Annotated in this window: 20 protein-coding genes and 1 riboswitch; of the genes, 11 read left to right on the forward strand and 9 right to left on the reverse strand. The window is 54.1% G+C overall.

The features are described from left to right. Positions 1–13: 13 nt before the first annotated feature. From ACQYWX_RS03960 to ACQYWX_RS03975, 4 genes are all read right to left on the reverse strand, one after another. Complete coding sequence (locus ACQYWX_RS03960) at positions 14–1141, reverse strand: homogentisate 1,2-dioxygenase (RefSeq protein WP_431687964.1); 1128 nt, start codon at positions 1139–1141, stop codon at positions 14–16. Beyond that, a complete protein-coding gene (gene hppD, locus ACQYWX_RS03965) occupies positions 1134–2231 on the reverse strand; it encodes a 4-hydroxyphenylpyruvate dioxygenase (protein ID WP_279504281.1) in 1098 nt (365 codons plus the stop codon). The genes ACQYWX_RS03960 and hppD overlap by 8 nt, the downstream gene beginning before the upstream one ends. A gap of 192 nt (positions 2232–2423) precedes the next feature. Continuing rightward, the gene (gene phhA / locus ACQYWX_RS03970) at positions 2424–3242 is read right to left on the reverse strand and encodes a phenylalanine 4-monooxygenase (protein ID WP_431687965.1); all 819 of its coding nucleotides are present in this window, start codon (positions 3240–3242) and stop codon (positions 2424–2426) included. A 238-nt stretch (positions 3243–3480) separates the two neighbouring features. Further along, positions 3481–4164, reverse strand: coding sequence for a phospholipase D-like domain-containing protein (locus ACQYWX_RS03975; RefSeq protein ID WP_431687966.1), 684 nt, complete (start codon positions 4162–4164; stop codon positions 3481–3483). A 275-nt stretch (positions 4165–4439) separates the two neighbouring features. On the opposite strand from ACQYWX_RS03975, the gene ACQYWX_RS03980 reads away from it, so the two are divergent. The 8 genes from ACQYWX_RS03980 to cobC all read left to right on the forward strand — a co-directional run bounded on the left by ACQYWX_RS03980 (position 4440) and on the right by cobC (position 12873). Then, positions 4440–4628: a DUF3012 domain-containing protein gene (locus ACQYWX_RS03980; RefSeq protein WP_011394921.1), complete on the forward strand. Its 189-nt coding sequence runs from the start codon at positions 4440–4442 to the stop codon at positions 4626–4628. Between the two features lie 144 nt (positions 4629–4772). Beyond that, a riboswitch (cobalamin riboswitch) is annotated at positions 4773–4969 on the forward strand. A gap of 111 nt (positions 4970–5080) precedes the next feature. Continuing rightward, positions 5081–7027, forward strand: a complete 1947-nt coding sequence (locus tag ACQYWX_RS03985) for a TonB-dependent receptor plug domain-containing protein (RefSeq protein ID WP_431687967.1) — start codon at positions 5081–5083, stop codon at positions 7025–7027. A gap of 31 nt (positions 7028–7058) precedes the next feature. After that, a complete protein-coding gene (locus ACQYWX_RS03990; RefSeq protein WP_216736480.1) occupies positions 7059–8240 on the forward strand; it encodes a hypothetical protein in 1182 nt (393 codons plus the stop codon). Positions 8241–8278: 38 nt separating this feature from the next. Next, positions 8279–9769, forward strand: coding sequence for a cobyric acid synthase (locus ACQYWX_RS03995; RefSeq protein ID WP_431687968.1), 1491 nt, complete (start codon positions 8279–8281; stop codon positions 9767–9769). After that, a complete protein-coding gene (gene cobU, locus ACQYWX_RS04000; protein WP_431687969.1) occupies positions 9766–10293 on the forward strand; it encodes a bifunctional adenosylcobinamide kinase/adenosylcobinamide-phosphate guanylyltransferase in 528 nt (175 codons plus the stop codon). The genes ACQYWX_RS03995 and cobU overlap by 4 nt, the downstream gene beginning before the upstream one ends. Before the next feature lie 115 nt (positions 10294–10408). Further along, entirely contained in the window at positions 10409–11455 is a 1047-nt protein-coding gene (gene cobT, locus ACQYWX_RS04005; RefSeq protein ID WP_431687970.1) for a nicotinate-nucleotide--dimethylbenzimidazole phosphoribosyltransferase, read from the forward strand. Positions 11456–11467: 12 nt separating this feature from the next. Next, on the forward strand, positions 11468–12334 hold the full coding sequence (locus ACQYWX_RS04010) for an adenosylcobinamide-GDP ribazoletransferase (protein WP_431687971.1): 867 nt from the start codon (positions 11468–11470) through the stop codon (positions 12332–12334). Further along, positions 12319–12873, forward strand: coding sequence for an alpha-ribazole phosphatase (gene cobC / locus ACQYWX_RS04015; RefSeq protein WP_431687972.1), 555 nt, complete (start codon positions 12319–12321; stop codon positions 12871–12873). Before ACQYWX_RS04010 ends, cobC begins: the two co-directional genes overlap by 16 nt. A gap of 1 nt (position 12874) precedes the next feature. Here the strand turns inward: cobC and ACQYWX_RS04020 are convergent, their stop codons facing one another. The 3 genes from ACQYWX_RS04020 to ACQYWX_RS04030 all read right to left on the reverse strand — a co-directional run bounded on the left by ACQYWX_RS04020 (position 12875) and on the right by ACQYWX_RS04030 (position 17895). Beyond that, entirely contained in the window at positions 12875–14083 is a 1209-nt protein-coding gene (locus ACQYWX_RS04020) for an EAL domain-containing response regulator (protein ID WP_279504295.1), read from the reverse strand. A 131-nt stretch (positions 14084–14214) separates the two neighbouring features. Next, positions 14215–16707, reverse strand: coding sequence for an ATP-binding protein (locus tag ACQYWX_RS04025; RefSeq protein WP_431687973.1), 2493 nt, complete (start codon positions 16705–16707; stop codon positions 14215–14217). Positions 16708–16740: 33 nt separating this feature from the next. Continuing rightward, complete coding sequence (locus tag ACQYWX_RS04030) at positions 16741–17895, reverse strand: FIST signal transduction protein (RefSeq protein ID WP_431687974.1); 1155 nt, start codon at positions 17893–17895, stop codon at positions 16741–16743. Between the two features lie 212 nt (positions 17896–18107). Here ACQYWX_RS04030 and creD point away from each other — a divergent pair, with 212 nt between their 5' ends. Beyond that, complete coding sequence (gene creD, locus ACQYWX_RS04035; protein WP_431687975.1) at positions 18108–19469, forward strand: cell envelope integrity protein CreD; 1362 nt, start codon at positions 18108–18110, stop codon at positions 19467–19469. Positions 19470–19490: 21 nt separating this feature from the next. Here the strand turns inward: creD and ACQYWX_RS04040 are convergent, their stop codons facing one another. Then, complete coding sequence (locus ACQYWX_RS04040; RefSeq protein ID WP_127968550.1) at positions 19491–19976, reverse strand: Lrp/AsnC ligand binding domain-containing protein; 486 nt, start codon at positions 19974–19976, stop codon at positions 19491–19493. 132 nt (positions 19977–20108) lie between these two features. Between ACQYWX_RS04040 and ald the strand changes: the two genes are divergently transcribed. After that, the gene (gene ald / locus ACQYWX_RS04045) at positions 20109–21230 is read left to right on the forward strand and encodes an alanine dehydrogenase (protein ID WP_127968551.1); all 1122 of its coding nucleotides are present in this window, start codon (positions 20109–20111) and stop codon (positions 21228–21230) included. A 616-nt stretch (positions 21231–21846) separates the two neighbouring features. On the opposite strand, the gene ACQYWX_RS04050 is transcribed toward ald, so the two are convergent. Then, complete coding sequence (locus ACQYWX_RS04050) at positions 21847–22620, reverse strand: acetoacetate decarboxylase family protein (RefSeq protein WP_279504305.1); 774 nt, start codon at positions 22618–22620, stop codon at positions 21847–21849. 296 nt (positions 22621–22916) lie between these two features. Between ACQYWX_RS04050 and ACQYWX_RS04055 the strand changes: the two genes are divergently transcribed. Next, a complete protein-coding gene (locus ACQYWX_RS04055) occupies positions 22917–23654 on the forward strand; it encodes a proteasome-type protease (protein WP_216736490.1) in 738 nt (245 codons plus the stop codon). Positions 23655–23688: the final 34 nt, after the last annotated feature.

The following is a 23688-nucleotide window of genomic DNA, read 5'->3' on the forward strand; positions in this document are numbered from 1 at the left end:
CCTTAAACCGTCGCTATTTCATTTTCCAACTGTCTGCATACTCGATGGTCTCCACCTGACAGGCGGCCGGCCCGACTTCCAGCGCATCGCGGGTGTCGAGCATCACGGCGACTTCATCGGTTTCTTTGCGGGTATATTCGAGGCCCGCCGCGAACGCTTTGGGGTGAGGCCCGTGAGTGAAACCGGAAGGATGGAAGGTCACCATGGCCGGACCGATATTGTCACGGCTGAAGAAGTTGCCTTGATGGTAGAAAATGACCTCATCGAAGTCGTCATTGTTATGGTAGAAGGGCACTTTCAATGCGCCCGGATCGGATTCGATCGGACGGGGCACAAAGGTGCACACCACAAAACGACTGGCGACGAAGGTGGAGTGCGCTGACGGCGGTAAATGGTAGCGGTGAGACGCCAACGGGCGAATGTCGCGCCAGTTGATGCGCACCACGGACAGATCGCCATGCCAGCCGAGAGCGTCCAACGGGCTGTAAGGGTAGGTCACCCTGGAAATTGCATTGCGACGCTTGATCTCCACTATCCACTGTGTGTCGTCCTGCTGGGCGAGGAAGGCGTCGTCAATGCGGGGGACGTCCAGCATGGCGGGATCAAAGATCGCCTGCGGTCCCACCAATCCTTTTTCCGGCAGCTGATAGCTGTCGTTAGTGGCTTCGATCATCAACATAGTGATGGGAGACTTAGGCTCCAGTCGCCACATGGTGCTGCGCGGCAGCACGATATAGTCGCCTTCGCGCACGGTCAGACGGCCGTAATCACAGAAGAAGTCGCCCTCTCCTTCGTGAATGAAGAACAGGTCATCGCCGTCCGCATTGCGGGCGAGGGTGTCCATCTTCTGCGTGCAACGCCAGTAGCGATACTGACAGTGCGCGTTGTGTAGCAATACTGGGGCGTCGAACGGAGACTTCGTCTCGATGTTCAGTCTGTTGAGGTCAAAAGCCCGGGGGCGTAGCGGCCCTTCCCAGCTATCCCAATCGGTAGGCGGACGCTTGTGGTGGAAGTGGGCGGTAGGCCCGAAGAAACCGCTGCGTCCGGCTTCCCTTTCATAAATGGCTTCGCTGGGCAGATCTGCGTGGGCCTGTCTGGAGACAAGCCCTTCTTTATGCGGAAAAGAGATCCACTTACGCATGTTCCTTCTCTCCGGCGTTGGGTGACAGCAGACCGCGACGAATCTGGTCTTCCTCAATGGATTCAAACAGCGCCTGGAAGTTGCCCTCGCCGAATCCTTCATTGCCTTTACGCTGAATGATCTCGAAGAAAATCGGGCCGATGACCGTGCTGGTGAAAATTTGCAGCAGCAAGCCGTCATTATCGTGAGGCGCGCCATCAATCAGAATACGCAGATCTTTCAGGTTATCGATATTTTCATCATGGCCGGGGACGCGGGTGTCGATTTTTTCGTAATAAGTATCAGGGGTGTCCATGAACACCACGCCAGCTTCGCGCATATCGCGTACTGTCTTGTAGATATCCTCGGTGGACAGCGCGATGTGCTGGATGCCTTCGCCTTTGTACTCCTGCAGATATTCTTCGATCTGAGACTTGTCGTCAGCGGACTCGTTGATCGGAATGCGGATTTTGCAGCAGGGGGAGGTCATGGCGCGGCTGTGCAGGCCGGTCAGCTTGCCTTCGATGTCGAAATAACGAATCTCGCGGAAGTTGCCGATGCGCTCATAAAAGCCGGCCCAGGTGTCCATGTTGCCGCGGAAGACGTTGTGAGTCAGGTGATCCAGAGTGGTCAGTCCCAGGCCTTTCGGATGTTTGTCCACGCCCGGGAAGTACTCGAAATCAATGTCGTAAATACTGTCTTCGCCATATTTATCAACGAAATAAAGCACGCTGTCGCCGATGCCATACACCGCAGGGATGCGAACTTCTTCGCCTTGAACGTCGCCTTTGTCAAAGGGCTTGGCTCCTTGAGATACGGCGTATTCGAACGCCTTTTGTGCGTCCTTGACGCGGAACGCCATGGCGCAGGCGCAGGGACCATGATCCATGCTGAACTTGTGGAAGTAACTGGGGACGTTTTCGTTGACCAGGAAGTTGATATCGCCCTGACGATACAGGGTGATGGCTTTACGCTTGTGTCTGGCGATGGCGGTGAAGCCCAGCGTTTCGAAAAGAGGTTTCAGGCTTTCTGCGCCTGCTTTGTCCGGAGCTCCAAATTCAACGAATTCGAAACCATCAGTGCCAAGTGGGTTTGTATATACATTACTCATGATACAGTCCTCTGTATTATCAATTAAAAAACGCGTAATGGAATTGTCGTCAGCCGGGGCAAAGCCCCGCTTAGCTCCATTGGGCGCGTATTTCTGCGGCTATCAATAGCTTCAATGCGAGTAATGCAAAATCGTTCATAACCTTGGTGGATTTAACCTGCTTCGTCTGTACGTCGTCGCCGTTCCCGCGCTTCAGGCGCCGGCGGCTAACTTCTCCGTATTGGATTGTTGTTTGGGTGGAAAAGTCGGGGCGAACAGCCCAAGTTCTTTGGCTTGGCGCACTTTATCCATGATGTCGCAGTGGGCGACTTCGTAAAGCTGTTTGAGGCCATCCAGCACGTAATAAATAGGTTGCATGATATCGATGCGGTAAGGCGTTCTTAGCACATCCACGATATCAAAGGGACGGCGTTCCGGCCTATCGGAGAAGCAATATTGCGTCTCGCCGATAGAAGACAGAATGCCGCCGCCGTAAATTCGTTGCCCTTGAGCGGAGTTCATCAGACCGAATTCGACGGTGAACCAGTACAGCCGCGCCAGGAAGATACGGTCTTCCTTGGAGGCGGAGTAGCCCAGCTTGCCGTACATTTGCGTGAATTCCGCGAAGTAGGGGTTGGTCAGCATGGCGCAGTGACCGAATATTTCATGAAAGATGTCCGGCTCCTGCAAATAGTCCATTTCGTCTGGCGTACGGATAAAGGTGGCGCAGGGAAATTTCTTATTTGAGAGCAGGTCGAAGAAGGTATCGAAGGGAATCAATGCGGGCACTTGCGCCACTTCCCAGCCGGTTTCACGGCGTAATACGGAGGAAACGTCCTCCAATTGGGGGATACGGTCTTCGGGTAAATTCAGTAACTTCAATCCATGAAGGTATTCGTCGCAGGCCACATTGCGTATGACCTTGTCTTGTCGTGTGATCAGTTCACGCCAGACGGCGTGCTCCGACTCGGGGTAGGCGATAAAGCCGGATGCGTCAGGCTCTCTCGCAACATACTTTGTACCTTTGCCCATTTTCTCACCTCGTGACGTGTCAGGAAGGGTGTATTCCATGGCACTCTTATTATTCTACCGGCTTGTGGCCGGCTTAATCTGGCGGCCGTCAGTTGGGTTGGACGGCGCGAGGTCGGATTTTTTTCCGGCCGGGCCTTCCTCTGATTAAATGACAATCCGCAGAATTTGTCTATACATTGCTAATAACGGCTGGCGATTAACGAGGGAGGTTTAATGACAATTCTTTAGTGAAGTCGCCTTAGCCCGAGAAGGTGCGCCACAGTTTGGCGAACTCTCCGGAGAACTCCCTGACGAGGCCGGGGTGGTCGGTCACTACGATGTTTTCCTGGTTATAAGTGCTGGCGCTGCGGGTCCAGTTAAAACTGCCGTGAATCAGGGCGCTGTCATCGATAAGGGCGAATTTATGATGCATATGGTGGGGTTCATCGTCCATCTTCACCAAAATGCCGGCATCTTTGAAACGATTAATGTCGCTGCCCAGGTCAAAGGATTTGTCATTGTCCGTGATGATGCGGATTTTTAGCCCCCTTTTGTGAGCGTTAATAATTTCATCTGCGATTTTGTCATCGGAAATGGTGAAAACGCAGATTTTCAAGCTGCTTCGAGCATTGCGTATGCGTTCTATGATTGCGCGACGACATTGCTCCCCTGGGCTGAAGTAGGCCCGTGTTAAGTTACTCTCCTCCTCACCAGAGTCCAAAGCCTTGATCACCCGCTCCAGCCATTTCAGCGCCCTGAGCGCACCATCGCCGCCATTGACGATCAATGGACGGGTCAACTCAAAGGCGCGATTACGCATAAAACGCACCTGATCCGGCTGTAAAGTTTCAAGCATCGCCAGCAACGCCTGTTTCTCAGCATTATCGAACCTTTCATCCGTGAGGGTTTGTTGGAGGAAAAAAGTCAGTTGATCCAGTTGCATGGGGAAAACGCCTTATTGCTAAAAATACAAGCGCACAGTCAGCGCTATAGGTGTTTGCTTTGTTCTATCTATAACTAAAAAAGCTTGCATGAAATGCCTTTAGATATCCAGCCTGCTCGGATGGCGCGCAGGTTGAGATAACTCGATAGAAACTTTTTCTGTCGTATCGGAAGCTGGTGCTGAAATTTATCGCCTAAAGTCTCCAAACATGAGCGCTCTCCCTTGTATACTTGCTCGCTAAATATGAATTGATGACTTGTTATTCAGGATTTCCTATGGCGATTAAACGCGTATCTTCTTGGCTATTGGTGGTGGGGTTGAGTCTGGGCGCTTTGGCCGGTTGTTCTCCAGAGGTGGGGAGCAAGGATTGGTGTGAGGATATGGCGACCAAGCCGAAGGGCGACTGGACGGCCAATGAGGCGACGGATTACGCCAAACACTGTCTGTTCCGCTCTGACAGCTAAGCGAACAGCCCCAAGCCTAAACTTTGGGATAAGTGGACCAGTTTTACATTTTGATAGTTATCAACAGGTTGTCGTCATCTTCGAGCCTGTTGTTTTCGTGAGGCGCTTTGTGCGCCTTGACTTTGCCGGGGCGGCCATTTAGCTTACGCCCCCATTGCATCAGGTGTCCTGAGAACATTCGTTCAAGGGATGAAACGGGAAGTCGGTTTAAGCCCGACGCTGCCCCCGCAACGGTAAATGAGTTAAACGACAACCCCCTGTCACTGCGGATTCGCGGGAAGACGTTGTCGCCGGTTACGCCACTCATGAGCCCGGAGACCGGCCTGACGCCTGCTTATCGCGTGGCATAGCGGAGGGCTTTGCCGGGACTCGTCTGACTCGACTCCTTTCCCTCTTTGCTTGTATCCGCTGCGCAACAATTGCATTCACTGGCGCTATTCTTTCGGAACATTATGAGGCTTGTAACCTTTTTGCTTTTAGTTGGCTCACAACTGACCGGCGTTCGCGCGGAAGAGTTGGAGCCTGTTGTCGTCGAAGCCAAGGCTCCATCTGCGGATGAGATTGACGCTGAGTATCAAACTGGCTTCGTGAAGGTGATCAAGCGCGAGCAATTTGACTCGAAAGTCGCAACCGTCGCAGACGTGCTGAAGAATGAAACCGGCGTTCAAGTACGCCAGAGCGGCGGACTGGGGTCATACTCCGCCGTTTATCTGCGTGGCTCCACCAGTAAGCAGGTGAACGTTTATCTTGATGGCGTATTGTTAAACGACGCGACTGGCGGCTCGGTGGACTTGAGCCAGATATTGCTGAACGGCATTGAGCAGATTGAAATTTATAAGGGCGCGACGCCAATTCAGTTGGGTTACTCTGGCGTTGGCGGCGCTATTAACATCAAGTCCCTTCGCTTCAGCAAACCCCTCAGGCAATTAAGTCTTGGGTATGGCTCATTCAATAGCCGCAAGGGGGCGCTTACATTCGCCGATAGCGTTGGCGAAACCAACTACCTGGCGTCCCTTGATTATCTCGGCAGTGATAACGACTTCGAGATGCTGAACAACAACCAGACCGAATTTAACCCCTACGATGACCGTGTGGAACGTCGTCGCAATGCGGATTTCAGTCAGTTCAACGGCATGCTGACGGCGGAGCGCAGCCTGTCGGATCGCACGGACTTGCAACTGATGGCGCAACATTTCAATAAAGATCAGCACTTACCTGATATCGCCAACCTGGAGAGCACGCGAACCAGTCTGGATACGGACTTCACTCGTCTGCAGAGCAAACTGAGCTTTGCCCGAAATACACAGGAAAATTATTCGGGGCGCATTTTCTGGTCCACACAAGAAGAGCGTTATGACGACAGTCAAAGCCGAATCGGCCTGGGCGTACAGAAAACGCGCGCTGACACAGATGTGGTCGGCGCAGAGTTATATGGCTCCTATTCAATCGGTCTGCATCTGCTCTCCGCTATGTTGGAGGCGCGCCGTGAAACTTATCAGGAAGAGGACCTGACCGGACGCAGCCAAAAGCAGGAGTTTGAGCGTTTTACCTACTTGCTGGGTGTGCAAGACGAATGGGCTGATGCGGAAGATATCTGGTTGGTGCGGCTGAGCGCGCGCCAATACTTTCTTGAAGATGAGACGCCCGCTGCATCTATGAGCGGGCGCACGGCGGTGGCCTCCGATTCCGCTCAGTATCATTCATTGCAGGCGGGCGTTCGTTACCGCCTGACAGATTGGCTGTCGCTCAAGACCAATGCATCCCGGGATGTGAGGTTCCCTCAGTTAGCGGAGAAGTTCGGCGATAGAGGATTCTTCATTGGTAATAGTGACTTGCAACCGGAAACAGCGTTGAACGGTGACATCGGATTTGAAGTGGGCGTAGATAGTTTTAGTGTATCTGCGGCCTATTTCTATCGGGATTTAAAAGATGCTATCGTCCCCTCTTATGACTCAAGGGGAGTCGGCCGCTTTGAGAATGTTGGCAAAGCAAGGGTTAGCGGAGTGGAAGTGGACGCCATGTATCGACCTGTTCCCGCCTGGACGTTTATCGCCAGAAGCACCGCCCAGGACACAGAAAACCTGTCAGACGCCCGTGACCTGCACGGCAAGCAACTGGCGGGCGCTTACACCTATTCCCACTTTTTATCCGCCGCCTGGAGTATCGGTCGCATCACTACCTCCGTCGAGTACCGCCATGAATCCGGGGCGTATTACGACAGCGCTCAGGAAACGGAAGTGGAAGATCAAAACATTGTCGATGTGGTGGGCCGCTGGTCCGACGGCGAGACAACAGTTGAAGTTAGCGCAAACAATGTGACTGATGAGGTCGTTGAAGCCTTCAACGGTTTCCCTTCTCCTGGACGTCACTTTTTTGTTTCTTTAATGCATTTATTTTAATGGCTTACTTTTAATAAAAGAGGGTTCAGTCATGCCAAGAAGCTACAAAATATTAGGATGGATTGGTCTATCTCAAGCGCTGGTCTTATTACTAAATGGATGTGGAGGTGGTGGGGTTGAGGGCACTGCGGGCACGACTCCAAACTCAGAGACTCTTGCTGTAATCGCTAACATTTCTACAAAGTTCGACTCAAGTGAAATATCTATTGCTTCAGCCGTCTCGCCTTATGATGTTGAGGAAGGTTACGCTGGCTCAGACAAGTCTGATATTGCCGTTGCTGCTTGGGGGGATTACTTTTATCGCTTGGGTAAGTTTGGCCAAGACAATATTACTAAATACAGTTTTGATCGTCCGGGGGGCGTTCCCGAGTGGCAAGTATCAACTAATGATTCTGGTAAGTCTTTAAGTAACCCATACGATATCTTATTTGTTAGTGAAACGAAGGCGTATGTACTTCGTTATGGCGCCTCTTCAATTTGGGTGGTTAATCCGAGCGATCCTGAAGAATTCAAAATTAAAGAAATAGACTTGAGTCACTACGATGACGATGGTGTGCCAGAAATGTCGGCTGGGGTTATCGTGAATGGGCGCCTCTATGTGGCCATGCAGCGCATGGACTCTACATTCACTCCTGATGATGCATACATAGCCGTCATAAATACGACTACAGATAAAGAAGTGAATACATTTACTGATGATGCTCAATACGGGATTAAGCTAGGTATCAAAAACCCGCACAAATTGGTGACGATGAATGGCTTTGTGTATGTTGTCGGTTCTGGCAGGTATGCAACATCTTCAACCCCGCCTGACTACACTGGGGGAATTGAAAAAATCAATACCACCAACTTTACCCACACTCAGGTAATTGATGACGACCTAGGTACTGATCATCCATACGGAGTTATTACAGATATGGCGATAGTATCAAACACAGTCGGTTATTTTAAAGGTTCTACCGGTTATAAAGACGATACTCTATATCGTTTTGACCCATCTACAGGTGCTGCCTATAAGTCCTTGATTCCGGGAACGAGCAACACAAATCTCCGAGCCCTTGCTGTAAGCCCTAGTGGAGAGTTATGGATAGGTATTGGAGGGGATAACCCAGATTTGGTTATAGCTAGTGTTGTGGCGGAACAGCGGAAAAAAACGATCCCTGTTAATAAGGACCCAGCACAGATTGTATTTATTGAAGTAGAGAAAAAGTAATTCAATGCAAACGTTGAGTAGTGGTCAAGGAATGCGTTGTGGCTAATAAGACGCTTATGATCCAGGGGACCACTTCCGATGCGGGCAAAAGCACGCTGGTCACCGCGATGTGTCGCAATCTGCTGCGGCGTGGCGTGAATGTGGCGCCGTTCAAGCCGCAGAATATGGCGTTGAACAGCGCTGTGACGATAGACGGCGGTGAGATTGGGCGGGCGCAGGCGGTGCAGGCGCAGGCCTGTGGCTTGCAGCCGCATACGGATATGAATCCGGTGCTGTTGAAGCCCAATACGGATATTGGCGCGCAAGTTATTATCCATGGCAAGGCTCGCGCCAACATGGACGCAGTGGCCTATCACGACTACAAACGCACCGCCATGCAGGCGGTATTGGAATCCTTTCAACGACTCTCTTCCGCTTACGATGCAGTTCTGGTGGAGGGCGCAGGCTCTCCGGCGGAGATTAACCTGCGCGATCGCGATATCGCCAATATGGGGTTTGCGGAAGCAGTCGACTGCCCAGTCATCCTGATTGCGGATATTGATCGCGGGGGCGTGTTCGCTCATTTGGTCGGTACCTTGGCTTTATTGAGCGAAAGCGAGCAGCGGCGGGTGCGCGGTTTTGTCATCAACCGTTTTCGCGGCGACATTGCTTTGCTTGAGCCCGGCCTGAAGTGGCTGGAGGAATATACCGGCAAGCCCGTGTTGGGGGTGCTGCCTTATCTGAACGGCCTGCATCTGGAAGCGGAAGACGCCTTGCCGCGAGACTCAATTGTAAAATCTGGCGCGACGCTTAAAGTCATCGCGCCCGCCTTGCCCCGAATCAGTAATCACACTGACTTTGATCCACTGCGCTTACACCCGCAGGTGGACTTCCAGTTTATCGGACCAGGTCAGTCGCCGCCGTCAGCTGACCTCATTATCCTTCCTGGCTCCAAATCCGTACGCAATGACCTGCAGTGGCTGCGCGACAATGGCTGGGAAGAGGTTATTCGCAAGCATCTACGTTATGGCGGTCGAGTCATCGGTATTTGCGGCGGCTACCAAATGTTGGGACGTAGCATCGCCGACCCTCATGGTTTGGAAGGAGGCGCTGGAGAGAGCGTCGGCCTCGGATGGCTGGATATCGCCACCACGTTGGAGCCGGAAAAGCAATTGCGGCGAGTGGAAGGACATCTTTGGTTGGATGACGCCTCGATTACCGGCTATGAGATTCATGCTGGAGTGACTCGCTGCGCAGCGTCGCAAACGTCGGCGGTGCGTCTTGAGGACGGGCGATTGGACGGCGTCGTCAGCGATGATAATCAGGTGCTGGGGCTGTATCTGCATGGACTGTTTGAAAGCTCTCAGGCATTGGCGGCGCTATTGCGCTGGGCTGGACTGAACGAAGTGCAACACCTGGATTACGATGCTTTACGAGAAGCTGACATAAATCGCCTGGCGGATGTCGTGGATCAGTACTTAAACTGGGACGAAATCGCAGGGTTTCTACAGATTGAGCCAAACAGCGGCGACAGGGAGAGCAGGGCGTGAGGACGTTGATTCTAGGCGGCGTGAAGTCAGGGAAGAGCGCATTGGCTGAGCAATTGGCGATTTCCCAGGGGAAACCTGTCGTTTACATTGCTACGGCGACCGCCGGCGATGGCGAAATGGCCGCGAGGATCGCTCATCATCGCGCCCGCCGTCCTTCCTCCTGGGGATTGATTGAAGCTCCTATCTATCTCGCTGACGCCATTCGTGACGCCATGCAGGAAGGAAGTCTCGTACTGGTGGACTGCCTGACGCTTTGGCTTACCAATCTTTTAATCTCAGACTCCAAAGAACTTTTTGAACAGCAACGGCAGGCGCTGTTGGAGATGCTGTCCGACCTCGATGGCGATGTCATCTTCGTCAGCAATGAAACCAACATGGGCATTACGCCTTTAGGAGAGCTGACGCGACGCTATTGCGACGAAGCCGGGCTCTTGCATCAGGCGCTCGCCGCCCTCTGTGATCGGGTTGTGCTGACCGTCGCAGGACTGCCTCATTGCTTGAAAGGTCGTTTGGAGCTTGCCTAAGTATACTGATTACTATTAAAAATAAGGTCTGAACCTTAGGTTGGGCCTGTTGATGTGTTAGCGCGTGGGTTTGGAAAACAACAATGACTGACTATTTGACGAGAAGAGGATGAAAATGGAATTTATCAGACGCTTGCGCGTTCCCCCGATAGACGACACGCTGGATGCGGCGTTGCACCAAAAAATCGATCAGAAAACCAAACCCCTGGGCGCATTGGGGCAACTGGAAAGGCTGGCGTTTCAGGTCGCCCGCATTCAGGGCACCATGACCCCCACTTTGAAGAATCCCCATATTCTGGTATTCGCCGGCGATCATGGCGTGGCGAAATCCGGCGTCAGCGCGTATCCACAGGACGTCACCTGGCAGATGGTGCATAACTTCCTGCAGGGCGGGGCGGCGATTAACGTCTTTGCGCGTCAGCACAATATCAATATGCGGGTGATCGACGCAGGCGTGAATCACGAATTTGAAGACCATCCGCAATTGGTGAAAGGGAAAATCGGCCCGGGGACGGAAAACTTTCTGGAGCAACCGGCCATGTCCGAGGAACTCTGTGAGAAGGCGCTGCGCCTGGGCGCGGCTCAAGTCGATGCGATTGCGGAAGAAGGCTGCAACGTCTTGGGCTTTGGTGAGATGGGCATCGGCAATACCTCTTCCGCCTCCATGCTGATGAGTTACCTTCTCGACGTCCCACTGGAGCACTGCGTGGGGCGCGGCACAGGACTGAGCGATGAGCAATTTGAGCGCAAGGTTAAATTATTGCAGCAGGCGGCGGATAAGTATCCTGATCTGAAAAGCCCGATTGATATCCTGCAGACATTCGCCGGCTTTGAAATAGTCGCCATGGTCGGAGGCATATTGCGCGCGGCGCAAAACCGCATGCTGGTGCTGATAGACGGCTTTATCGCCACCGCAGCGTATCTGGCCGCTTATAAGCTGGCGCCGGCCATTGGCGAATATGCTATTTTCTGCCATCGCTCCATGGAGCAGGGGCATCAACATATGCTGGAAGCGCTTAAGGCGGACCCCATTCTGAAGATGGACTTGCGGCTGGGAGAAGGGACCGGCTGTGCGCTGGCGTATCCCTTGTTGCAGTCGTCTCTGAATTTCTTCAATGAAATGGCCAGCTTCGCGGACGCTGGCGTCAGTGAAAAAAGTTAGCGGACTCGATTCGTGAGCGACTACGAGCGCGTTGACCAAAGATCCCGAACAATCATGGACGGCGGCGAAACCGTAAATGAAACCGAGGCGTCCGCGGCGCAGCGCTGGGCGGAGATCCTGCGTCGGCAATGGCACCTGCTGATGCTGTCCTTGCAGTTCTATACCCGTGTCCCGGTGCGCTTACTGTATGACTTCAATGAAGCGGATCTGAATCAGGCCAGTCGCTATATCTCCCTGACGGGGTGGCTGATCGCTCTTGCGGCCGCCTGCGCTTATTTGCTGGGCCTCTACTTCTATGGATCCTGGGGCGGAGCTGTGCTGGCTATTGCGGCAGGCGTTCTTATCACGGGCGCGTTTCATGAGGATGGACTGGCGGACGCCGCTGATGGATTCGGCGGCGGACACACGCCGGAGCGTATCCTGGAAATCATGAAGGACAGCCGGGTGGGAACCTATGGCGCGCTGGCGCTGGCGTTAAGTCTTTCTCTGAAAATAGTCATTCTGGCGCAGCTTACTCCTGACGCCGCTCTGTTATTGCTTTGGATATCCCATGCCTGCAGTCGCGCCCTGGCGATCAGTCTGATCGCGAGTCTGGACTACGTGCGCGCGGACCAGCTCAGCAAGGTCAAGCCGGTCGCTAAAGGCATCGCAACGAGAGACATCGCCATTGCCGCAGTGATAGCGCTCGCGCCGCTGCTGTTGGCGGGCGTCAAAGCGCTGGCGTTGGCGGTTGTGGGTTTGTGGTTCCTGCGTCGCGCCAGTATTGGTTACTTGTCCCGTCGTTTGGGCGGCTACACCGGAGACTGTCTGGGCGCCGTGCAACAACTGGCGGAAATCGTTTTATTCCTGTTGCTGGGGGCGCTATGGAGCTCTATCTGATCCGGCATACTCGGGTTGCGGTCCCGAAAGGAACGCTGTACGGCCAATCCGATGTCGCACTGGCTGATACATTTGCGGAAGAAGCCGCCACCATTCGCAAGCAATTACCGGCGGCCTGGGACCTGCTTTACAGCAGTCCACTGACCCGTTGTAAAACACTGGCGGACTGGTTGGGTTCTGCGCCGGATTTTGACGACCTTCTGATGGAAATGAGTTTTGGAGATTGGGATGGCAAGCTGCTAACCGATTTGCCGCAAAAAGAAGCGCGGGACTGGGGCGACAACTGGCTGACTCAGCGCACTCCGGGTGGCGAAGGTTTTCCAGATCTGTATCGGAGAAGTGAACAATTTATTGAGCGCCTGGCGCGGGAAGCGAAGGGGAAAGTGGCGTTGGTGGTGGCGCATTCGGGCTTATTACGTTGTCTGTGTCTGCAACTGCATCCTGAATACAGCCGCTGGGACAAGTCGAAAACGTTCAGCATCCCTCTCGACTATGGCGGCGTGATTCACATCCCCACTCCGAATCTGCCTGAACGGTGAGCTACTCTTTGCCTGCCTCGCGGCGCTTCAGCCAGGCCTCAAAATCCTCTGGGGCCATCGGCTGGGCGATATGAAACCCTTGAGCAATATCGCAGCCCAGTTTGGCGGCGTAATCCCAGTCATCCTGATTTTCCACTCCCTCCGCGACGATACTCATGCCCAGTTGTTTGCCCAGGGCGGCGCTGGAGTCAAAAATGGCGCGCGCCGCCTGGTCGCGATTGGACCCGTGCACAAAGCTGCCGTCGATTTTGAGTTCGTCGAAGGGAATGCGCTGCAAGCGCTCCAATGAAGAATAGCCGGTACCGAAGTCGTCGATGGACAGCCCCAACCCTTTAAGCTTGATGCGAGTGAGCACCTCCAGCATGGTCACCATATCCTGTCCCACTTGGGTTTCCGTAATCTCAAGCGTGATTCTCGACGCCTCCACTTTATGGTGCTGGCAGTAGTGTTCCAGCAAGTGCGGCAGGTCCAGGATGGAAATAGAGGAAGAGGAAATGTTGATGGCGACTTGCAGATTGAGCTGCTTCTGCTTCCACTTCTGCATTTGATCTATCGCCTGGGCGATCACCGCAGTGGTGAAGTCACCGACAAGATTGCTTTCTTCCGCTAATGGCACAAACGCGCCGGGGCCCAGCAACCCATGTTGTGGGTGCTTCCAACGAGCCAGCGCTTCGACTCCGACGACGGCTTCCGTTTTCATATCCACCTGGGGTTGGTAATAAAGCGTGAGGTGGCCGTCATTCAAGCCCTGGCGCAGCTCGCTGGTATTGAGCAGAGAGCCGCCGGAAACTGTGTTACGGGAGCGGAAATAAGACTGATAATGGGTGAGGTAATAGGTGAGGGCGTCAACGGTGACGGGCTTCTGCAACGACCCCAGCACATTCAGGTAGCGCGCTCGCGCCACATTCACTGCCGCTTTCAACACTTTGCTGTCTGCGCCGCTGAATAGCAGAACGCCGCCCTGGTATTCATGTTCTGCCAGATGGCGCAGCAGTTCGATACCGTCCATGCCGGGCATCAGCAGATCCACCAGCAAAATATCGAAGTGGGAGTCGTCGCCTTCCAACAAGGTCAGCGCTTCTTCTCCGCTAGCAACGCTCTCCACACGCCCCAGATTAAGTCGCTGCAGCGTTTTGGTGATAATGCTGCGCATGAAGGCGTCGTCATCAATAATCAGGGCGTTCAGGTGACAAAACTGCTTTTCGCTCATAACAATCAATTCTTAACTCTTTTGATCTGTGTCGCCGAGGCTCGCTCCTTCAGTATCGGCCAAGCAGCCGCGATGTGGGGACGGAGCAGTCGGGGGCGACGGGGCTGCGTGACGGTTTGGCCGCAGTCAGCTCAACCTCCGTTATGGGCCAGCCAGTTTTGTAAATAATAGTCTACTTTTTCGAACTCTTGCTCAATCCCGCTGACTGCGAAGCGGATATCGCGCCAATTAGCGCCGCGCCCAGCCATTTCGGCTTTTTCACTCCATTCTCCCAGCGCTTCCGCGCCGATCGCGCGGGAGGAGGATTTGAGGCGGTGCGCTTCGAAGGTTACGGCTTCAGGATTGTCCTGTTGGGCCGCAAGCACCAGCGCCCTCAGGTTGGCGGCGGCGTCTTCCCGGTATTTGGTGAGAATTTCATGCTGGACGTCTATATCCGGCCCCACAGAGTCGCTCAAGACATTGAGGTCTACAGAGCCTTCCACCATTTCCGGGTGCTCTGCGGGGTTGAGCTTGCGGCGCTGATGCGGCAGCCATTTGGCCAGCGTCTCATAGAGTTTGCGTATTTCCACAGGCTTGGAAAGATAGTCGTCCATGCCCGCGTGCAGGCAGCGCTCCGCTTCACCACGCAAGGCATTGGCGGTAATCGCGATAATGGGGGTGCGCAGGCCTGCGCCTTCTTTTTCCCGGATCGCTGAGGTCAATTGAAAGCCGTCCATTTCCGGCATATGGCAATCGGTAAGCACCAGATCCACCTGACGCTGTTGCCATACCGCCAGCGCCTGACAACCGTTCTCCACAATAATGCAGTCGAGGCCGAGCCGTTTCAGCTGCAGGCGGATGACCTCCTGATTGGTGAGGTTGTCCTCCGCCACCAGTATGCTCACAGGGTGCAGGCCTGGGCGATTCGGCACGTCGAAACGGGGGATCTTGTCCGGGTCCTGAAAGTGTCTAACTGGTGGACTGCAGCGCCCTGCCGCCGCGGCGGCGGCCATCACAAGATCATTACGACACAGCGGGTAGACATAGACTTTGACGGAGTCCGGCGGCGGATTCAGTGATCGATAGCGTCGCGGCGTCAGGATGATAAAGCGCACGTCCTGCCCCCAGGGTTGTCCACGTAGCTTTAGCAAGGGCGAGAGATCGCCGTCCTGCTCCGCGTAGGTCAGCAGAACGGGAGGCGTACGGTCCAGTTGCAGGGCTTTGGAGAGGTGCGTGGACGCTTCTTTTATGTCCTGGCAGCTTTGCACCGTTGCGCCGAATTTCAGCAAGTAGCTGGTGATAGTCGCCCTAGTGAGCTCATCGCTTAAGACCACCAGCGTCTCGATGCCATCCAGAGTGGGAGGCGGTTCTATGCGAGCGCCTGGAGCGGCGGCCAGGGTCAGATTGAGCCGGAATTCCGTGCCCTGTCCCGGCTCGCTGGCGACTTCTATGGCCCCGCCCATTATCTCCGTTAAGCGTTTGCAAATGGACAGGCCCAGCCCAGTGCCGCCATAGCGGCGAGTGGTGGAGCTTTCCCCCTGAGTGAAAGGGCTGAACAGCTTGTCCAGGGTGCCCCGGTCCATTCCGATGCCGTTGTCTTTGACGCTGATGCGAATGGAATAGAGCTGGCCGGCGCTGTGCAGAAGGTCGGCGCGCAAGGTGACGCACCCTTGCTGTCCGTTGGCGGTGTCGGTGAATTTGGTGGCGTTGCTGCACAGATTGAACAGAATCTGGCGCAGACGCACTTCGTCGCCGATAAGTGCGTCGGGAATGTCCGGGTCCACGTAGCAGTGCAGGTGCAGATTGCGTTTGTTGGCGCTGGCCGCCACTGTCTCCGCCACGCCTTCGATAATTTCCTCCACGGACAGGGTGATGTTCTCCAGCTCCATGCGTCCGGCTTCTATTTTGGAGAAATCGAGAATGTCATTGAGAATATTCAGCAGGGAGAAGGCGGAGTCCCTTACTGTGCTGATCATCTTGGTTTGTTCGGCGCTGAGCTGCGAATGCGACAGCAGCTCCAGCATGCCCAGGATACCGTTCATCGGCGTGCGGATTTCATGGCTCATTGTGGCCAGAAACAAGCTTTTGGCCTCGTTAGCGCTTTCCGCCGCTTCTTTGGCGTCGAGCAGCTTGCGATTGGTTTCCGCCAGCTCAGCGGTGCGCGCGTCTACGCGTTTTTCCAGGGCGGTATTCAGCGCCAGTATTTCGCCTTGGGCTTTAGTGACCGCTTCCACCTTGTTTTGCAGGCGTGCGTTGACCCGCTGGTAATCATCATGGGTCGTGGACAGGTCGCGACTGGCGCGCTCCAGTTTCAACTGCAGTTCCTGGGATTCATCCAGCAGCGGAATGGTGTCGTCCAGCACCTTTAACATGGGAGTGAAGATTTGCGCCAGGTCATTGAACCAGTGATGAGGGGCCTGCAATAACCAGCAGCGTGGCCCCAGAGGTTGCAGATCAAAGGCGTCGCCGAAGCTGACTATCGCTCCCTGTAAGCGGTCGCTGCGATGGTCGACAATGGCGAGCACCTGCTCGGAATTATCGGTGACCACCACAACCGGTCCTGCCACCAGATCGCGTTTTTGCGGGTGGCGGAAGGTGAAGCCTGGCGGTGCGGGGTCGAGCGTACTGATTAACCTGGCTTTCATTTATTATCAATGCCCTACGGAAGCGCGAACGGGTTATTCGGATATTAACAGAAGTACATAGGTCATGTTGTGGAACAAGTTTCTTGAATAACCCTTCGCGGTCTTGAGCGGACCGATCTCCCCAAATGACGGAAACCCTGCGATGGGCAGGGCGCTGCCGAAGTGCTCCGCCAAGGCGCGGATTTCATGTTCGATTTCATGCCCCAATAGCCATTTACGGCCCACGCAGCTGACAATAAGCGCGGCGACAGGTTTCACGCCACGTTTACGCGCCTTTTCGGCGATGCTGTATACCTCGCTGATAATGGTTTCCGGTTGCGCCAGACATACTTGTACCGTCTTGCCCTGTTCTATGCCGCCATAGAGCCCCAGAAAACGCTCGGAAACGGAAAAGTCCGGCACGATGGATCGTAGTCGGGTGATATCCGGTTCATCGGAATCAATAATCGACAGGGAGGTGATGCCACGGTCCGACTGTAGTACCGGCTTGCCGGTTTCCCGTTCGATAAAATCCATGGCGTCGGTGCCGTCGATGGAGAAAATCGTGGCGCCTTCCGCTTTGTCGATGATTCCCGGTTGGCCGACAGCATTCAGGGTGTTGCCGATGGAGATATCAAAATGCAGCTCGCCGGACGCCGTCATGACAACGACCGCGTCGGAAAGGGCGCGACGGTTGGCGTACAGGGTGCAACTGGCCATCTTGTTGTCGTCGGCGGCGAAGCCTCCGACAATGGGAATGTCCGTCTCGAACTCCAGCACTTTTTCAATCTGCGAGGCGTCGGCGCGAAAATCCGCCACCATAAACATGCATGTTGGTTTGTCGTCGCCACAGGCTTGCAGCGCGTCGGACAGGGCGGTGCGCGCGGTCTGCGCCGGTTGCTCGCCGACCCCCAATGCGTGGGATGCTCTCCACCTGACCAGGCCTTCCGAGTTGAGCGCCAGCGCGCAGGCTCCGATGTCCCGCGGCCCTTCGCTTTCAAAGAATCCGTCTCCTGTGCTGCCTATAATCACCAGGTCATCATTGCCGATACTGTCGTACAGCCCTTCGACAAGTTCTTGCGGGTTCTCATAATGAACGGTGGAGAATAAGAAGATGACTTCAGGGCTTATGGCGGCTAGCACGTCGCCCATCATGGTCCCCGCCCGATATGGATCGGCGGCGTTCGTGGAAGTGGAACAGGCTTTCATGGGACACCTTCACGGTAACAGCTGTTATTAAAATGACGGCTCAAGCCAGTGAAATGCATCAGTTCAGGCGTTACCTAAAGTCTAGTTGCTCAATGGTGAGAATTCATCCCGCCCAATAAAGTTCTCCCCGCCATATTTCGCCCTGATTTTCCCATCGGTTCGCCCTATTTGTTTGTTTAGATAGCCACAGAACAAACAAAGGAGCGGGCAAGGTGAACGTAAAAGAAGTAAATTGGCGGCGGTTTGGGCTGCATTCTCCACTGGGCAAAGCCTTTATGATTGGCGTGCTGATCCTGATATTGCAGATTCCCATCATGGAGATTAATGGCCTGATCGGAGAGCGCAGTGTCAGATACCATAATGTTGTGACGGAGATTACTGAGAAATGGGGCGGCGAGCAGACCGTGAACGGCCCCTTTCTTGTCATACCGGTGGACACCGCATCCAACGCAGTCGCTTCGGAGACCGCCGCCAGACCTATTATGCGGACCCATTATCTAATGGTGACGCCGATCTATTTGCACGCAAAATTTAAAGTGATCAGCGATATCCGATATCGAGGTATTTATGAGGCGCCTCTTTATCATACGGACGCCAATCTGAAAGGGGCGTTTGACCTGCGTCCGCAATTGCAGGAGCTGGAGGAAAACCAGTCGCTACGGTTAAAAGACGCCTATCTTGCGGTAGCGGTCGGGGATGTCAAGGCGATTCAAAGCCCGATTAAGTTTCTTTGGAATGAGCACGAGGCTGCGCCTTCGCCCGGCGGCGGCATGGCTGACGTCAGCGGCGTACATATGCGACTGCCGGTAGGATCGATACGCACCGACGCCCCTAATGATTTCAATCTGGCGATTCGTTTAAAGGGCGCACAGGCGTTGTATGTATCGCCGGTCGGGCAGGAAAGCAATATCGAAATCGATGGAGACTGGTTAGATCCGAGCTTCCAGGGAAATTGGCTGCCGGTGGAGCGTAAGCTGGAAAAGGACGCCTTTTACGCCAAATGGGACATTCCGTTTCTGGCCAAAGGGGTTCCCGCTTCCTGGACGGGGTCAGCGCCTGCCTTGCTTGATCAGGTTTCGCCATTAGTCGGCGTGTCGCGACCTGCTGCGGGGGCGGGATATCAGGAAATCAGCCGTTCGGTGAAGTATGCGTTACTGTTTCTTACCTGCACCTTTGCGTGCCTGTGGCTCTTTGAAGTCATCAGTGGCGTGCGCATCCACGTTATGCAGTACTTGTTTACGGGACTGACTCTGTGTTTGTTCTATCTGCTGTTTCTCTCCCTTTCAGAGCATTTGGGGACTTGGGCAGCGTATTTGATCGCCTGTGGCGCGGTCATCGGGCAGGTAGGATGGTACGCCGGGCAGTTTATCCGGCGGAGAAAGCTAACCATCGCCTTCGTCGCGTTATTGATTGTGTTGTACGGCTATCTATTGTCGCTACTGAACGAACAGGATCTGGCGCTGCTGTACGGCTCTCTGGGATTGTTTGTCATCCTTAGCGCGGCCATGTTCGCCACGCGCAGAATCGACTGGTACAACCTTAGAGGCGGCGAAGGAGACATAAGGGAAGCTTGATCGGGATAACTGGCGCGAGACTCAGAGGTCTTCGCGCCAGCCATCCAGTTTCAATTCCTGGCCTTCCTTGACCGTCTCCATCACGACATAGCTGCGCGACTCCCTCACACCGGGCAACACCAGTATCTTTTCACCCAGCAAAGCACGGTACTGATCCATGTTGGCCACCCTGGCTTTTATCAGATAGTCGAAATTGCCGGAGACAAGGTGACATTCCTGCACTTCGGGGACCTTGATGACGGAGTCCTTGAAGTCGGCGAATACATCCCTGGAGGTTCGGTTCAAACCGATTTCAATAAACACCACCAAACCCACGCCCAGCTTTTTAGCGTTCAGAACAGCGGTATAGCGCCGAATGTAGCCATCTCTTTCCAGCCGTTTTACCCGTTCAAGGCAGGGAGTGGGGCTCAGGTTCACCCGCCGGGACAGTTCACTGTTACTAAGGCGTCCTTCACTTTGTAGTTCGCGCAAAATGGCGTGGTCTATACGGTCCAGCTGCTTTTTCATTTTTTGCCAGTCAAATATGCTGAAAGTTTTAAAATAAAAGAATAAAACACTGAGTCTGATTTTAACAACAGAGATAAATTCTGCATACAAAGCGTAGACTGGAATTATTACTAACCTTGAGAGGGCTTATTAATGATTGTCGGTGTACCAAAAGAAGTAAAAAACCACGAATACCGTGTCGGATTGACTCCCGCCGCTGTCCAGGAGCTGATTCGCAATGGACACAAAGTGGTGGTGCAAAAGGATGCCGGCGCAGCCATCGACTTCTCTGACGAGCAGTATGTCGCGGCTGGCGCGGAAATCGCCGCTACCGCTGAGCAAGTGTTTGAAGTCGCCGATATGATCGTCAAGGTGAAAGAACCTCAAGCTCAAGAACGCGCTATGTTGCGTCCTGGGCAAACTCTGTTTACCTATTTGCACCTGGCCCCAGACGTTCCTCAGACTCAAGATCTGTTGAACAGCGGCGCCACCTGTATCGCTTATGAAACTGTTACTGACGCGCAAGGTCGCTTGCCGTTGTTGTCCCCCATGTCAGAAGTCGCTGGACGCATGAGCATCCAGGCTGCTGCGCGCTGTCTGGAAAAATCCCAGGCGGGTCGTGGTCTGCTGTTGGGCGGCGTTCCTGGTGTGGAAGCAGCTCTGGTCGTGGTTCTTGGCGGCGGCGTGGTTGGCTTTAACGCCACACAGATGGCTGTCGGCATGGGCGCGCGGGTTGTTGTAATGGACAAGTCCGTTGACGTGCTGAGACGCTTCGACGCTACTTTCGGCAACAGCGTCCAAACCGTATTCTCCACTGCGCAAGCGGTTGAAGAGTGGGTAACTCAGGCTGACGTGGTAATCGGCGGCGTTCTGATTCCAGGCGCAGCGGCTCCAAAACTGGTTTCTCGCGAAATGGTGAGAAAAATGAAGCGCGGCGCGGCGGTTGTCGACGTGGCGATCGACCAGGGCGGATGCTTCGAGACTTCTCACGCGACCACTCACGCGGAACCGACCTTTATCGTTGACGACGTTGTTCACTACTGCGTAGCCAACATGCCTGGCGCTGTAGCGCGTACTTCTACTCTGGCGCTGACCAACGCAACATTGCCATTCGTTCTGCAACTGGCCAACAAAGGCGCGAAGCAGGCTCTGGAAGACAACGCCTTCCTGCTGCAAGGTTTGAACGTAGTGAAAGGTAAGCTGACCTGTCCTTCTGTCGGCGTAGCTCAGGACATCGAGTCCCTGACTCCAGAAGAAGGTTTGGCGCTGCTGTAACAGGCGACATTGTTCTAACGGGTAAAACCGTTAAACCTCCGCAAAAGCGCTTCGGCGCTTATGCTCTCTAGTGCATTGGAGAATGGATTCTCGTCTTCCTTGCGGCCCTGAGTGGCCGCTTTTGTTTTTGCGGGGACCGCAAAACAGCGCAGAGGCAGGAGAACGTCCTTGTACTGTGCGTTTCCTGCTCGGCGGGACGCCTTAGTTGGCGTAATACATCCACTCAAAATACTCTCTCATTTCCTGCATAACCGTCACCTCATAGGGGTGGGTTAAAGCGAACAGCAGACTTTCGTTGGTTTCGGGTTTCATAACTTAAATCCTTCTTCTCAGTGGTTAGATTGAGACAATCCGTCTTCGTTGGGTTGTGGGTCTATCGTTTGGTTTGGGACACCTCTTTCACTCCAGTTTCAGCATAAGCCGTGCCAGTGGTTTTCAACTTCCGGGCAATTCACTGAAAGCAAAAGAAAAAGCGTTAGTCTTTGGATAGCTTCCATGTAATCGAGGACGTTTTTCCTTCCTATTTCCGCCCCGGATATTTGCTGGAAGCTCCAAGATGGGGCGGTAATCCTGGAGTTTGGTCAATTAATGTGCGCTTGTGCAGACAAGTGTTGCGTCAGTCAATCCTTGACGCCGGCTCCATCAGCATTTGCAATCGTTCGGCGCGCATTATCAAAGCCGGGCTTTTTTCATCAAGGCCTAAACGGGTCAGGTGCTCCGTCATCGGATGGTCGGTTTCGCCGACCGTAAGCCTGACCGTGCCTGCGGGGTAGAGCTTTCCAAATCCTTTCAAACGTACTTTGGTTTTCGTAAGTCGATGCTCCACCTGGGTGTAAATCAGCAGGTTGACAGGAATCACCGGAATGCCGGGCAGCGTTTCGCCGCTCAAAGTAAAAAGCGTTTCGCCGTCAGAGCGGACTTGCGCGTGTATCTGCCTGCGCTGGCTGGCGAGGGTGATCTCCGCCGGAAAGCGCGGTAATCCCCACAGTTCTCTGCCAGTCGAGAGAGCGCTCTCAGATGTGACCGGGAGGTCCAACGGAAAAAATCCGATACGGCGTTGATTAATAGGCAGGTACAAATCCAGCACGTTGCTCAGAGGCAGACTTTCACCTTCCGGCAGTACGGGAATAACCAGACCGGCCTCTTTATGCGCGCCGATGGCGCAGCGCTTGTGATCATAGATACTGACCACCACCAACGTGTGAGAGCCCAGTGCAAAAGCCGGTTTGAGCCCGCTGCCTTTTAGCAGAGATGTCGCCGCCTCCACAGAAACGGGAAAGAATGCATTGATGCAGGCGCTGTCGCGGTAATTGATCGACGCGGAGAGTGCGCCTTTGTCTGTGCTTGGCATGGGAGTTGGAGTGGTTAATCCTAATTTGACTCCGGTCATCGGGATGTCTCCGCAGATGGCGTGGGTTGAGGCGGCGGCTCCTGGCCGGGTGATTTACACAGATTAACACGAACTTGCCCACTGGGTTTGATGTGAGTCAGTTCGCGCAGCCGGCGCGCTTCATGGTCCGCCGACATCCCTCCTGCTCCGCTGTATGACGCGCGCATTATCCTGGTGAAAAGCTGCTCTCACGCTGGTTGCGCCCGCATATGAATATTAACAAAGAAATTATTGCAAGCATGCGTCGCCAAGTACATTATGCAGCCGATTCCCTGTTGTTTAATGAGAGCGCGGTCGTGACATACTGTTTGGCGATATCCGTTGATGCCGGGTTGGTGTTTGCATCTGATTCCCGTACCAATGCAGGGGTTGATAACGTCAACACCTATCCCAAAATGTATTCGTTCAAAGTGCCGGAAAAGGCCTTTGTCACCGTGCTGACTTCCGGCAACCTGGCGACCACGCAGGCGGTGGTCAGACGTATCTCCCGTGACCTGGAAGATCCTTCTGGAGAAGGCGGGCTGGCCGCGTGCAATGATATGAGCGACGCGGCTCGCTACATCGGCGCCTTGAGCGTCGAATTGAAAAACTATTACGAAAAGGATTTGAAGCAGGGCGCTAATTTCGACTGCACCCTGATCGTTGGCGGGCAATATCACGACGGACCCCATGAGATATTCATGGTCTATCCTGAAGGAAACTATATTCAAAGCTCGCCCTATGCGCCGTACCTGCAGATAGGGGAGACGAAATACGGCAAGCCTATTCTGGATCGAGTGATCCGCAGTAACTCCAGTCTCGAGGCGGCGGCCCGTTGCGCCCTGGTTTCCATGGACTCCACCATGCGCAGTAATTTATCCGTGGCGCCGCCGTTTGATCTTCTGGTGTATGAGACCGGTAAACTGGAGCCGGCCCATGTCATGCATTTGAAGCTGAATTCGCCTTACTATGCGACATTGCGCAAGCAATGGAGCGAGGGGCTTAAGGCGTTGTTTAATGAGTTACCGCTTTTCGAGTGGGAGAAAAATAAATAAGCGCCAAGGCGCGGTAGTTGCGTAGAAGCGCTGC

The organism is Hahella sp. NBU794 (genome assembly GCF_050749805.1).
Classification (GTDB): Bacteria; Pseudomonadota; Gammaproteobacteria; order Pseudomonadales; family Oleiphilaceae; genus Hahella.